Origin of the sequence: Pantoea sp. VS1, from assembly GCF_002207995.1 — a bacterium.
Taxonomy (GTDB): domain Bacteria; phylum Pseudomonadota; class Gammaproteobacteria; order Enterobacterales; family Enterobacteriaceae; genus Pantoea; species Pantoea dispersa.
The window spans coordinates 18,328-31,393 of sequence record NZ_NHZE01000108.1 but is presented as its reverse complement, the minus strand read 5'-3'; the positions used below and the strand labels follow the sequence as shown (position 1 = coordinate 31,393).

Here is a 13,066-nt window from a genome sequence, read left to right as displayed (position 1 = left end):
AGACATTTCCTTCCGCGAGCGGCTAAGCTGTGTGCGGGACTATGGATTAAGGATCGGACATGAGTTCATTGCTGCGAATTCGCCAGCTCTACCCACGCCTGGCGCTGAACGAGCGTCGGCTGGCGGATTTTTTGCTGTCGCAGCCTGATCGGGCACGGCATCTGAGTTCACAAAAACTGGCGGAAGAGTCAGGCGTCAGCCAGTCGAGCGTGGTGAAGTTCGCCCAGAAACTGGGTTACAAAGGCTTTCCGGCGCTGAAGCTGGCGCTGAGTGAGTCGCTGGCCGACCGCGATGCCATCACCGTGCACAACCACATTCTGAGTGACGATCCGCTTAAAGTTGTCGGCGAAAAGCTGCTGACGGAAAAAATTTCGGCGATTCGCGCCACGCTGGATATCAACAGCGAAGAGAAACTCACGGAAACGCTGCAGCTGCTGAAGAACGCCAACCGCATTCTGCTGGTCGGCATTGGCGCCTCCGGGCTGGTTGCAAAAGATTTTTCGTGGAAGCTGATGAAGATTGGCATCAACGCCGTCGCCGAGCAGGACATGCACGCGCTGCTGGCCAGTGTTCAGGCGATGGCACCCGGCGATGTGCTGCTGGCAATCTCCTACACCGGCGAACGTCGCGAGATCAACCTCGCGGCGCAGGAAGCGGCGGCGATTGGCGCCGATGTGCTGGCGTTTACCGGCTTTACCCCGAATTCGCTGCAGCAGTGCGCCACGGTCTGCCTGTACACCGTCGCCGAGGAGCAGAGCACGCGCAGCGCGGCCATCTCCTCCACCAGCGCCCAGCTGGCGCTGACCGATTTGCTGTTTATGGCGCTGGTGCAGAACGATCCGGAACGCGCCTCCAGCCATATTCGTCACAGCGAGGAGCTGGTGAAAAAGCTGGTCTGATTGCCCCATGATCAGGGTATTCCCCACCCTGCCTTAGCCCGAAATTGATCATCGGGCGGGGCAATGCTTTTGTTGCCTGTCGTTATCCTTGTTTTGGCCCGATTAAACGCATTTTCAGCATCGGGCTTGCAGGATAATTTCCGATGTATATGATCAGGGCAAATTTACTCATCTCTCTCGTCATGCTGAAACTTATTTCCCGTTATGCAGGAATTGGCGTTATCAACACCGCGATTCACTGGACGGTGTTTGCGCTTATTCTCAAGCTGTTCGAGTCAGGCCAGGCTATTGCAAACTTTGGAGCATTCTGCATTGCGGTGACATTTTCCTTTTTTGCTAATGCCCGCTGGACCTTCTCTTCTGCAGCCACGCCCTTGCGTTACCTGCTTTATGTCAGCTTTATGGGAGGCATGGCGGCGCTGGTTGGCTGGATGGCCGACGCCTGCACGCTTTCCCCGGTGGTTACCCTGATACTCTTTTCCTTTATTAGCCTGGGTTGCGGCTTCATCTACTCTAATTACATCGTTTTCAGGGAAGTAAAATGAAATTGTCTCTCGTCGTGCCCGTCTTCAATGAAGAGGAAACCATTCCACTCTTTTATCAGGCGGTTCGTCATGAATTAGCCGGCTATCAGGTGGAAATTGTTTTTATCAATGACGGCAGTAGCGATGGCAGCGAAAACATCATCAATGCCCTGGCCATCTCGGATCCGCTGGTCATTGCGCTGTCATTTACCCGCAATTTCGGCAAAGAGCCCGCGTTGTTTGCCGGACTGGAGCATGCCACCGGCGACGCGGTTATCCCGATTGATGTTGATCTGCAGGATCCCATCGCCGTTATCCATCAACTGGTTGAACGCTGGCAAGCGGGTGCCGATGTGGTTCTGGCTAAACGGAAAGATCGCAGCGCCGATGGGCATGTCAAACGTAAAACAGCCGAGTGGTTTTATCACTTCCACAACCAAATCAGCTCGCCGAAAATAGAGGAAAACGTTGGCGATTTTCGTCTGCTGTCGCGCGAGACGGTAGAACATATAAAAAGCCTGCCGGAAAGGAATCTGTTCATGAAGGGCATTTTATCCTGGGTTGGCGGTAAAACAGCGATTGTGGAATATGATCGGGCTGAACGCGTCACAGGGGTGTCGAAATTTAATGGCTGGAAATTGTGGAATCTGGCATTAGAAGGATTAACCAGTTTTTCAACCTTCCCCTTACGCATCTGGAGTTACATCGGCGGTAGCGTCGCGTTACTCTCCTTTCTTTATGGATTCTGGATGATCATCGATAAACTGCTCTGGGGCAATCCGGTGGCGGGTTACCCTTCGTTGCTGGTTTCCATTCTGTTTTTGGGTGGAGTGCAACTTATCGGCATCGGTGTTCTGGGCGAATATATTGGCCGAATCTACATTGAGTCCAAACAAAGACCACGCTACGTAATTAAGAGCAGGAAATGAAAAAAACAGTTTTTGAGCGTCATCCCTCCGCCATGTATCTGATACTGGCCGTCGCTTTACTCATCGGTTATAGCCCGGTTTATTTATCAACATACGGATTTTCCGACGACTGGTTCTATTTATACGCATCCACTACCGATGCATTCAGTATTTTCAAATGGGATATCTTATCGGGCCGACCTTTTTATGGTGCTATCCGCTACTTCTTCGCTTTCCTGATCGATGACGTGCAGGATTTGACATATCTCAGGGTGCTTTCTTTATTCAGTCTGATTTTACTGGGTGGTTACATCATCCGTTTCCTTGAGCGTCGCAGCATTTTTGCCAGCGCGGTCCAGCGTCTGACGTTTGCCACGTTGATTTGTTTGCTGCCCTCATTTCAGGTTTTTGTCGGCTGGACAGTCTGCTTTCCTTATGTCCTGTCCGTGCTGCTGGCGGGCATCAGTTATTCAACGCTGGCGGAAAACAAAGGCCTGGGCCGGGTGCTACTGTCGGCTATTTGCCTGACGCTTTCCTTTGCGATTTACCAACCCGCAGCCATGAGCTTTTTATTCTTTGCCCTGCTCGATCTGGGCATGACCCGGAATAATTATCAGCGCAGCGCGGTGATCAAGCTGATGTTGATGCTGGGATTTGGCATGGTGATGGCACTGGTACTGGCGAAAGTTCTGCCGCTCGTGCTGTTCAATGAAGTACTGGCCAGAACCAATATCACCTTAGCGCCGCTGAAAAAAATCACCTGGTTTATCGCTGAGCCGCTCAGAAATGCGCTGTGCAACTTTGATACCGGGCGCTCGATTGTCAGCATTATCATCTCCTGCTCCCTGATCATCGTGGGCATTGTGAAGGCACCCGATTTCAAACCGCGTAAAGCTTTTCTGTTCCTGTTTTTCCTGGTCGCGGCGGGCATTCCTAATCTTTTGGTGAGTGAAGACTGGGCAGCCTATCGCACGGTTATCGCGCTGTCGTTAATCACTACCTCAGCCTTCATTGCTGGCTTATTCGTGATCTTTAATAAGCTGAAGATAACCACGTCTGCCAGTATCGTTTGCCTCGTTATTGCAGTGCTCTCATGCATGCTGAATATTCAGAAGGGCTTTTCTACGCCTCAGCAGCGCGAGTATCAGTTGTTAAGCAGCGCAATCACCGGGAACGTGCCTGCAGAATATTCTGGCCAGCTTTATTATCGTATCGATAGCGACAACTTACCTGCTGTCGCAAAATCCAAAAAATACGATGAGTTCGGTTCGCTTTCGCTGGGTATGCCATGGACCTTTGCCGGTATGGCCGACGCGATTAAAAAAGAGCACGCGATGAAGTTTTCTTTGCCAAAGGCGCCCGTTATCTACGGCAGCGATCAATGTCCAGGTAATTGTCTGACGCTGGATGCCACCCACGTGCTGGCACCGGTAAAATAAAGGCCAGCGCCGCCACTATTTCGCTTACCACGCAACGGCTCTGCTTACCGTTGCGTGGTTTACTGGCTATGGCGCGACATCAGATCGGCTGGCGGCTGAATACTACGCTAAGTCATTTTTTGAACGCCACCCGGCGTGATAATATGCGTGCCGCTCAGGGGATCGCCCCGCTGGTTTGCGCCTGCATCGATTGAAAAATCACACTGCAAAGCGCTATTTCAGCAGGCGTTTTACGCCGAAGAGCGGAACTAACCATGAAACATGCAATGAAAACAAGCAACTGATGAGCTTATGCCATGGCACTGATAATTACTGAGCGCTGCATTAACTGCGACATGTGCGAGCCTGAGTGCCCGAACCAGGCGATTAGCATGGGTGAATCGATCTATCAGATCGACGCTGACCGCTGCACCGAGTGCGTGGGTCATTATGATGAGCCGACCTGTCAGAGCGTCTGCCCGATTGATAACACTATTCTTTCAGACCCACAGCACGTGGAAAGTCGCGACGCGCTGTGGGAGAAATTTGTAATGCTGCACGCTTAATCTTCGATAATCACCGTAGCGCAGGCATAGTGTCGCTCGTCGGCCAGCGTGACGTGCACATGCTGCACGCCCAGCTGGCTGGCAATCACTTTGGCCTGTTCAAAGAAGCGCAGGCCAGGCTTCCCCAGCGCATCGTTGTACACTTCAAACTGATTGAACGCTAAGCCGCCGCGAATGCCGGTGCCGAAGGCTTTTGCCGCCGCCTCTTTCACCGCAAAACGTTTGGCCAGGAAGCGCACCGGCTGCTGATGCGCCTGATACTGCTGCCACTCAGCTTCGCTCAGCACGCGGCGCGCCAAACGATCGCCAGAGCGTTCAATCACGCCGGCGATACGCTCGATCTCGACGATATCGCTGCCCAGCCCCAGGATGGCCATTAGCGGCGCGCTTCCCGCATCAGCGCTTTCATGTCGCTAACCGCCGCTGCGAGACCGCTGAACAGCGCACGACCGATAATCGCGTGACCAATGTTCAGCTCATGCATTTCCGGCAGCGCAGCAATCGGCTGGACGTTGTGATACGTCAGACCGTGGCCAGCATTGACCTTCAGACCGCGGCTGGCGGCAAAGGTCGCAGCGCTGGCGATACGCGCCAGTTCGGCTTCGCGTGCCAGCCCTTCCGGTGCTTCAGCATAGGCGCCAGTGTGGATTTCAATGTAAGGCGCACCGCTGGCGACCGCCGCTTCAATCTGGCGCTGATCGGCATCAATAAACAGCGACACCAGAATGCCCGCCTCGCTCAGCTGTTTGACTGCCGCGTTGACCTTGTCCTGCTGACCGGCCACATCAAGGCCGCCTTCGGTGGTCACTTCCTGGCGCTTTTCCGGCACCAGGCAGACAAAATGCGGTTTGATGTCGCAGGCGATGCCCACCATTTCGTCGGTGACCGCCATCTCAAGATTCATGCGGGTATGAATGGTGTCGCGCAGGATCCGCACGTCGCGGTCAGTGATATGACGGCGGTCTTCACGCAGGTGCACGGTAATGCCGTCTGCGCCCGCCTGCTCCGCGACAAACGCAGCCTGTACCGGATCGGGATAGTTTGTGCCACGCGCGTTACGTACGGTGGCGATGTGATCGATGTTGACCCCTAACAGCAACTCAGCCATGACAATCCTTAAATGTGTTCAGTATGTTTGCAGTGTAACGCGCGGAGCCTGTCAGGTGCATCACCCGCGCTCGTCGTTTGCCACGTTCGGTCGTTTTTTCGGCACAAACTGACGGAACAGCTCCTGACTCTTCAGCGGCTTACCGCCCAGATAAGGTTTCAGCGCCATGCGCGTGAAGCGTTTGGCGGCACGCAGCGTGTCGGCGTCGGGAAATTCGCGCTCCCACAGCGCGCGCAGCTGGCGGCCGGTGAAACTGCGCTGATTGACCACCAGACTGGCGATAAAACCTTTCTCTTCGCGATAGCTGTAGGTCATGCTGTCGTCGACCGCCTCGCCGCTGCCGGCGCAGTGCAGAAAGTCGACGCCGTAGCCCAGATGGCCCAGCAGTGCCAGCTCAAAACGGCGCAGCGCTGGCTCGGGCGAACCGTTGGCCGCCGCCAGCGTCTGGATACAGGAGAGATAATCGAAGAACAGTTCGGAGAAGGGAATTTCCTGCTCCAGCACCCGCGACAGCAGCTCGTTAACATACAGGCCACAGTAGAGCGTGATGCCGCTGAGCGGCAGCGCCAGCGACACCGCTTCGGCGTTACGCAGGGTTTTGACTTCGCCACGGCCGCCCCAGCGCACCAGTAGCGGTGTAAAGGGTTGCAGTGCGCCTTTAAGCTGGGAACGGCGCGAGCGTGCGCCCTTGGCAAGGACGCGGACGCGTCCCTGACTTTCGCTGAACAGATCGAGCAGCAGGCTGGTTTCGCTGTAAGGGCGACTATGCAGCACAAAGGCGCGTTGCCAGCCTTCCATCAATTAGTCGTCTGTATAACCCAGGCTGCGCAGCGCACGTTCGTCGTCCGCCCAGCCCGATTTCACTTTAACCCACAGCTCGAGATGGACTTTCGCCTCGAACATCTCTTCCATGTCTTTACGCGCTTCGATACCGATGGTTTTGATTTTGGCACCTTTGTTGCCAATCACCATCTTCTTCTGCCCTTCGCGCTCGACCAGAATTAAACCGTTGATGTCATAGCCGCCGCGCTCGTTAGAGACGAACTGCTCGATCTCCACGGTAACCGAATACGGTAACTCTGCGCCGAGGAAGCGCATCAGTTTTTCACGGATGATTTCGGAGGCCATGAAACGCTGCGAGCGATCGGTGATGTAGTCTTCCGGGAAGTGGTGATCCGACAGCGGCAGGCGCTTGCGGGCAATCTCCGCAATCGCATCCACGTTTTTACCGGTTTCCGCGGAGATCGGCACGATCTCGAGGAAGTTCATCTGCTGGCTGAGGAACTGCAGGTGCGGCAGCAGGATGCTTTTATCCTGGATGTTGTCGACTTTGTTTACCGCCAGCACCACCGGCACTTTGCCGTCACGCAGCTTGTTCAGCACCATCTCATCGTCAGGTGTCCAGCGCGTGCCTTCCACCACAAAAATTACCAGCTCAACGTCACCGATGGAGCTGCTGGCAGCACGGTTCATCAGGCGGTTTATCGCCCGCTTCTCTTCCATGTGCAGGCCGGGTGTATCCACGTAGATCGCCTGATAAGCGCCTTCGGTATGAATACCCATGATGCGGTGGCGCGTGGTTTGCGGCTTGCGCGAGGTGATCGACACCTTCTGCCCCAGCAGCTGGTTCAGTAAGGTGGATTTGCCGACGTTAGGCCGGCCGACAATCGCGATAAAGCCGCTGTATGTTTCGAGTTCGCTCATTCGGGTCCTGATTGGGCAGCCTCACTGCTGAGGCTGCGAAATGACAATTTATTCGAGGCCGAGCTTGATTAACGCCTGTTCGGCGGCGGCCTGCTCTGCTTTACGGCGGCTGGAGCCCACGCCCACTACCGGTTCAGCCATCCCACTCACCTGACAGTGAATGGTGAATTCCTGATCGTGCGCTTCGCCACGCACCTGTACCACCAGATAAGACGGCAGCGGCAGATGACGGCCCTGCAGATACTCCTGCAGGCGCGTTTTCGGATCTTTTTGCTTATCGCCCGGGCTGATTTGCTCAAGGCGATTCTGGTACCAGTCGAGAATCAGCTTCTCGACCGTCTGAATGTTGCTATCGAGGAAGATGCCACCGATCAGCGCTTCCACGGTATCCGCGAGGATGGATTCCCGGCGGAACCCGCCGCTTTTCAGCTCGCCCGGCCCCAGACGCAGACATTCGCCCAGCTCAAACTCGCGCGCCATTTCGGCCAGCGTGTTGCCGCGTACCAGCGTGGCACGCATGCGGCTCATGTCGCCTTCGTCCACGCGCGGGAAGCGGTGATACAGCGCGTTGGCAATCACATAGCTGAGGATAGAATCGCCAAGAAATTCAAGACGCTCGTTATGTTTGCTGCTGGCGCTGCGGTGAGTCAGAGCCTGCTGCAGTAATTCCGGATGAGTAAAAGTGTAGCCCAGTTTGCGCTGCAGCTTGTTAATGAGGATGGGGTTCATGCGATTCCAGTTGTTCTGTGCGTCTGTGACTCTGCATACCAAACAGGGCTGAAGGTCCAGCACGTTCTGTTTGGTGTGCAGTGGCTCCCTGACTCGCAGGAAGCCAACCGTTTTTAAATCAGTGAATACCGCCAATGCGACTCAGTCGCACGCCGGTTGGCCACTGTCCTTCCTGTTTCTCAAAGCTCATCCAGATAGCAACCGCTTTGCCGACCAGATTCTTCTCGGGCACAAAGCCCCAGTAGCGGCTGTCGGCGCTGTTATCACGGTTATCGCCCATCATGAAGTATTGCCCCTGCGGCACAATCCACGTGGCCTGCGGCTGACCCGGCTGCTGATAATACATGCTCGCCTGGCTCTGCGCTTCGTTCACCAGCAGGATATCGTGCGTGACATTGCCCAGCGTCTCTTTGCGCGTGCCAAGACGCAGGCCGCCCCGCAGCGTTTCGCCCTGCGGCACCTGGTAGAAACCGTTGCCGGTTTCGTTACCATCAAAGCCGCTGAAGGTCTGGATGAAATCGCTCGGCTCAATGTTGGTATAGGTCACTGGCAGCGCCGTGTCACACTTGCCCGTGCCGCAGCCTGGGTTAATAGTCAGGGTTTTGCTGTAAGGATCAAACACCACTTTGTCGCCCGGCAGACCGATCACGCGCTTGATGTAATCCACGCTCGGATCCTTCGGGTATTTGAACACCGCGACATCTCCGCGCTGCGGGTGGCCGGTCGGGATCAGCGTGGTTTGCGTGATCGGATCTTTGATGCCGTAAGCAAATTTCTCCACCAGGATGAAGTCGCCAATCAGCAGCGTCGGCATCATCGAGCCAGAAGGAATCTGAAACGGTTCGAAGATAAACGAGCGCACGATCAGTACCACCGCCAGCACCGGGAACACCGACGCTGCGGTTTCAACCCAGCCCGGCTGCGCGGCCACTTTGGCCAGCGTTTTGCTGTCGAGCGAATTACCTGCCTGAGCCTGTGCCGCCGCCTGCTTTGCCCGGCGCGCCGGGGCCCACTTAAAGCGATCGATACACCAGATGATGCCGGTTAACAGAGTGGCAATCACCAGAATCAGGGCGAACATGTTAGCCATTAAAGTTCCTTATTTGCTGTCTTTACCGACATGCAGAATGGCAAGGAATGCTTCCTGCGGCAGCTCAACGTTGCCGACCTGCTTCATTCGCTTCTTACCTTCTTTCTGCTTCTGCAACAGCTTTTTCTTACGGCTGACGTCACCGCCATAGCATTTCGCCAGGACGTTTTTACGCAGCTGCTTCACTGTTGAGCGAGCGATAATGTGGTTGCCGATTGCTGCCTGAATCGCAATATCGAACTGCTGGCGCGGGATCAGATCTTTCATCTTCTCCACCAGCTCGCGGCCACGATACTGGGAGTTATCACGGTGCGTAATCAGCGCCAGCGCATCAACGCGTTCTGAGTTAATCAGGACGTCGACGCGCACCATGTCAGAGGTCTGGAAACGTTTGAAGTTATAGTCCAGCGACGCATAGCCGCGCGACGTTGATTTCAGACGGTCGAAGAAGTCGAGTACCACTTCCGCCATCGGAATCTCATAGGTCAGCGCAACCTGTTTGCCGTGGTAAACCATGTTAGTCTGCACTCCGCGTTTTTCGATACACAGCGTAATGACGTTGCCCAGAAACTCCTGCGGCAGCAGCATATGACACTCAGCGATCGGTTCGCGCAGTTCAGCAATATTATTCAGCGGCGGCAGCTTCGATGGGCTGTCGACGTACACCACTTCTCCGTCAGTGGTTTCCACTTCGTACACAACCGTTGGCGCGGTGGTGATCAGGTCGAGATCGTATTCACGCTCCAGACGCTCCTGGATGATCTCCATGTGCAGCAGGCCGAGGAAGCCACAGCGGAAGCCAAAGCCCAGCGCGGTGGAGCTCTCTGGCTCATAGAACAGCGAGGCGTCGTTCAAACTCAGCTTGCCTAATGCATCACGGAAAGCTTCGTAGTCATCGGAGCTTACCGGGAACAGACCGGCATACACCTGCGGCTTCACTTTTTTGAAGCCCGGCAGTGCTTTATCCGCTGGATTGCGCTGCAGCGTCAGGGTATCGCCCACCGGCGCGCCGAGGATGTCTTTGATGGCGCACACCAGCCAGCCTACCTCGCCACACTTCAGCTCGGTACGGTCAATTTGTTTTGGCGTGAAAATGCCGAGACGGTCAGCGTTGTACACCTGGCCGGTACTCATTACCTTCACTTTGTCACCTTTGCGCAGCGTGCCGTTCTTAATACGGATCAGCGACACCACACCGAGGTAGTTATCAAACCAGGAATCGATGATCAGCGCCTGCAGCGGGCCTTCCGCATCACCTTCCGGCGGCGGAATATCCCGCACCAGACGTTCCAGCACATCCGGTACGCCGACGCCGGTTTTCGCCGAGCAACGCACCGCATCCGCGGCGTCAATGCCGACGATATCTTCAATCTCTTCCGCCACGCGCTCCGGGTCGGCCGCAGGCAGGTCGATCTTGTTCAGTACCGGTACCACTTCCAGATCCATTTCCATGGCGGTGTAGCAGTTCGCCAGGGTCTGCGCTTCAACGCCCTGACCTGCATCAACCACCAGCAATGCCCCTTCACAGGCCGCCAGCGAGCGGGAAACTTCATAAGAGAAGTCAACATGGCCTGGGGTGTCGATAAAATTGAGCTGGTAAGTTTCACCGTTTGGCGCGTGGTAATCGAGCGTAACGCTCTGCGCTTTAATGGTGATGCCGCGCTCGCGCTCCAGATCCATCGAATCCAGAACCTGCGCCGCCATCTCACGATCGCTCAGGCCACCGCAAATCTGAATCAAACGGTCAGAGAGCGTTGATTTGCCGTGGTCAATGTGAGCGATAATGGAGAAATTTCGTATGTGCTTCATTTATATGAATATCTTCACGTAGAAAATCAGTTGAAAACGTGAGCACAGACACATTCAGGCAAGTGAGCTTTACCCGGAACCCTGTCAGCCTCATTAATGACGACGCATATTACACTGTTAACGCCGCGCGTTAAAGAATGGAACTGTGGGGAATCGCAACAGAATTCAGCGATTAAGACGAAATGAAAAGGCCGCGCAATACGCGGCCTGAACGGGGATCAACTGTGGTTTTCCACCCGTAGCGCATCAGGCGGGAGCGCAACGCTGAGAATCACCGGCTGGAACGCTTCGCGACCGCCAAACCGGCTGGAAACCCCTTTGGCAACAATAAAGCCGCCAACGCCACCCAGCAGCGCACCGCAGGCCGCCGCCAGATCGCTGTGGAACAGCATCTGGAACAGGCCCGCGACCAGGAACAGACCAAACAGTGGCGTCATATACACCAGCAACGCAGAACCGAGCAGGCTGCTTTCGCGAATGCCCAGCTCAATGCGCTGGCCCGGCTGTAGCGGCTCCGCACTGGCGATGGTCATCACATGGGCGTTTTTCGGTCCCAGCTGGTTGAGCGCATGGCTGCCGCAGCCTTTGCGCGCTGAACAACTGTTACAGGAGGTTTTCGCTTCTGAATGCAGAGTAGCGACGCCCTCTTTCCATGCCACTACGGTGGCCCATTCTCTCATCATTTTGTCGCACCTGAATCTATACTGTCCGCGATACGTTTGGCGGTGGTCGGCGGCAATTCGCCCACCACGGTAATTTCACGATTATCGCGCACTTCGGTCTGCACCGTACGACGCCCAGTGCGCAATGACTGTGGCGAACTGCTTTTATCGGCAGGCGTGATGTTAATAGCGAAGCTGAACAGGCCATCGCTGTACAGACGGGATTCTACGGTTTTGTTCATCGCCGGAATATCACGCCGGCTTTGCGAAATCAGCTTCATACCGGCCGGCAGCCAGCCAGGTTGCCAGCTGAGCTGCACTTTGTCGCCCGCCGGTAACGACAGCGACGGCGGCAGATTGGCTTTTTCCAGCCCCTGCATCAGATTGCGTACGCCTTCATCGACGGCAAAACTGATGACGCGGAACTGCTCCAGCGTCTCACCGTCGCGATCCAGCAAATCAATCCGCAGCGGCAACTTGGTATCGACGTCCAGCCACACCACGTAGCTGTAACGCGTGCCGTCACGCGACACGATGCGCACCACTTCGCACATCTGATCGGCCATGCGGGAACGCCCTACCGGAATAAAATCGTAGGCATCGCCGAGGCGCGAGAAGTCAGCAAACATCAGCGCCGGCAGCGCATCAATAATGTGGTTGCCCGGCAGTGAGAACGGATCGAGACCCGGTTCGAAATAGCTGATGTCGTTGCCGCGCTGGATCACCTCACGGCGCGGTCCGTCCATCTGTAACAGCTGAGCGAACACACGATTGTCGATGACCGCATGGCGGTAACGCAGGGATTCAATGCCCAGACGTGAGACATTGATATAGGCGAATTCGTAGTTGAGGTTCTGGCTGGCCTGCTCCATCTGCTGTAACAACGCCCCGGACGCAGATGTCTGCGCCGGGGCGGTAGATGACCAAAGCAGGCTGCCTGCCAGCAGGCTAACGGCACACCAAAGCTGCTTCATTACTGCTGTTGAGTTCCTAACGACTGAGTTCCGGGAACGTTAGCCTGCGCCTGTTGCGGCGCATTGCTTTCAAACTGCACCTGATCGGCATGCAGACGGCGTTGCAGTTCGTAATCCTGCAGCATGGCATTCACGCGGCGACGCTGCTCCTGCACCTGCTGATTTGAGCTGTTGGTGTCAAAAGCATCAGACGGCACGCCCAGGCTGACCGGTGACGCTTTACCCATCATCGGTAAGGTATTAAAGGCTGGCGCATCCGACGTTTCCGTCGCACTACCCGCTGGTGAGCTGTTGTAGTGCTGCACACCGACGATCACCGCCAGCGACACACAGGCCGCCACACCGATCTGCGTGACCTGAGCAACCCAACCGCCACCGCGACGCCAGAACGGCATTTTCTGCCAGCGCGACGGCTCCGGCTGTGCTTCCGGGATCAACGAAGTCACTTTGCGCACCGGCTCGTTTTCGATGGCGGCAGCAACGCGTGCGGAGATATCAAAATGCAGCACTTCGCCCACATCGCCCCGCAGGGTGTCGCGGATCAGATGGTAGCTCTCCCAGCTTTTTTGTAGATCTGCATCCTTCGATAACGACGCCAGCAGCTCGTTATCTAAAGTTTCACCATCCATTAAAGCGGAAAGTTTTTCTTTCTGCATGTTTTGGTACCCTTCCAGT

At 55.6% G+C, this 13,066-nt stretch carries 15 protein-coding genes; 5 read left to right on the top strand and 10 right to left on the bottom strand.

Annotated elements, in window-relative coordinates; genetic code table 11:
* The first annotated feature begins 59 nt into the window (after positions 1 to 59).
* The 5 genes from CBW22_RS24320 to CBW22_RS24300 all read left to right on the top strand — a co-directional run bounded on the left by CBW22_RS24320 (position 60) and on the right by CBW22_RS24300 (position 4,315).
* A complete protein-coding gene (locus CBW22_RS24320) occupies positions 60 to 899 on the top strand; it encodes a MurR/RpiR family transcriptional regulator (RefSeq protein WP_021506531.1) in 840 nt (279 codons plus the stop codon).
* A 182-nt stretch (positions 900 to 1,081) separates the two neighbouring features.
* Positions 1,082 to 1,444, top strand: coding sequence for a GtrA family protein (locus CBW22_RS24315; RefSeq protein WP_088518116.1), 363 nt, complete (start codon positions 1,082 to 1,084; stop codon positions 1,442 to 1,444).
* Positions 1,441 to 2,352 (top strand): glycosyltransferase family 2 protein, encoded by a 912-nt coding sequence (locus tag CBW22_RS24310; protein ID WP_021506529.1) that lies wholly within the window; start codon positions 1,441 to 1,443, stop codon positions 2,350 to 2,352. Before CBW22_RS24315 ends, CBW22_RS24310 begins: the two co-directional genes overlap by 4 nt.
* A complete protein-coding gene (locus CBW22_RS24305; protein WP_254919562.1) occupies positions 2,349 to 3,770 on the top strand; it encodes a glucosyltransferase domain-containing protein in 1,422 nt (473 codons plus the stop codon). The genes CBW22_RS24310 and CBW22_RS24305 overlap by 4 nt, the downstream gene beginning before the upstream one ends.
* A gap of 296 nt (positions 3,771 to 4,066) precedes the next feature.
* A complete protein-coding gene (locus CBW22_RS24300) occupies positions 4,067 to 4,315 on the top strand; it encodes a YfhL family 4Fe-4S dicluster ferredoxin (RefSeq protein WP_088518104.1) in 249 nt (82 codons plus the stop codon).
* Here CBW22_RS24300 and acpS read toward each other — a convergent pair.
* From acpS to rseA, 10 genes are all read right to left on the bottom strand, one after another.
* A complete protein-coding gene (gene acpS / locus CBW22_RS24295; protein ID WP_010617758.1) occupies positions 4,312 to 4,692 on the bottom strand; it encodes a holo-ACP synthase in 381 nt (126 codons plus the stop codon). The genes CBW22_RS24300 and acpS overlap by 4 nt on opposite strands.
* Positions 4,692 to 5,423 carry a pyridoxine 5'-phosphate synthase gene (gene pdxJ, locus CBW22_RS24290; RefSeq protein WP_088518103.1) on the bottom strand — a complete coding sequence of 244 codons (732 nt, stop codon included), beginning with the start codon at positions 5,421 to 5,423 and terminating at the stop codon, positions 4,692 to 4,694. Before pdxJ ends, acpS begins: the two co-directional genes overlap by 1 nt.
* 60 nt (positions 5,424 to 5,483) lie before the next feature.
* Positions 5,484 to 6,221 carry a DNA repair protein RecO gene (gene recO / locus CBW22_RS24285; RefSeq protein ID WP_058775641.1) on the bottom strand — a complete coding sequence of 246 codons (738 nt, stop codon included), beginning with the start codon at positions 6,219 to 6,221 and terminating at the stop codon, positions 5,484 to 5,486.
* 3 nt (positions 6,222 to 6,224) lie between these two features.
* On the bottom strand, positions 6,225 to 7,127 hold the full coding sequence (era, locus tag CBW22_RS24280) for a GTPase Era (protein ID WP_058758278.1): 903 nt from the start codon (positions 7,125 to 7,127) through the stop codon (positions 6,225 to 6,227).
* Between the two features lie 48 nt (positions 7,128 to 7,175).
* The gene (gene rnc / locus CBW22_RS24275; protein ID WP_021506523.1) at positions 7,176 to 7,856 is read right to left on the bottom strand and encodes a ribonuclease III; all 681 of its coding nucleotides are present in this window, start codon (positions 7,854 to 7,856) and stop codon (positions 7,176 to 7,178) included.
* Between the two features lie 118 nt (positions 7,857 to 7,974).
* Positions 7,975 to 8,946: a signal peptidase I gene (gene lepB, locus CBW22_RS24270; protein ID WP_021506522.1), complete on the bottom strand. Its 972-nt coding sequence runs from the start codon at positions 8,944 to 8,946 to the stop codon at positions 7,975 to 7,977.
* 9 nt (positions 8,947 to 8,955) lie between these two features.
* Positions 8,956 to 10,755 (bottom strand): translation elongation factor 4, encoded by a 1,800-nt coding sequence (lepA, locus tag CBW22_RS24265; protein WP_058758277.1) that lies wholly within the window; start codon positions 10,753 to 10,755, stop codon positions 8,956 to 8,958.
* Positions 10,756 to 10,973: 218 nt separating this feature from the next.
* Positions 10,974 to 11,438, bottom strand: a complete 465-nt coding sequence (rseC, locus tag CBW22_RS24260; RefSeq protein ID WP_088518102.1) for a SoxR-reducing system protein RseC — start codon at positions 11,436 to 11,438, stop codon at positions 10,974 to 10,976.
* The gene (rseB, locus tag CBW22_RS24255; RefSeq protein ID WP_031279374.1) at positions 11,435 to 12,391 is read right to left on the bottom strand and encodes a sigma-E factor regulatory protein RseB; all 957 of its coding nucleotides are present in this window, start codon (positions 12,389 to 12,391) and stop codon (positions 11,435 to 11,437) included. Before rseB ends, rseC begins: the two co-directional genes overlap by 4 nt.
* Positions 12,391 to 13,047 carry an anti-sigma-E factor RseA gene (gene rseA, locus CBW22_RS24250; RefSeq protein ID WP_021506518.1) on the bottom strand — a complete coding sequence of 219 codons (657 nt, stop codon included), beginning with the start codon at positions 13,045 to 13,047 and terminating at the stop codon, positions 12,391 to 12,393. The genes rseB and rseA overlap by 1 nt, the downstream gene beginning before the upstream one ends.
* Positions 13,048 to 13,066 lie beyond the last annotated feature (19 nt).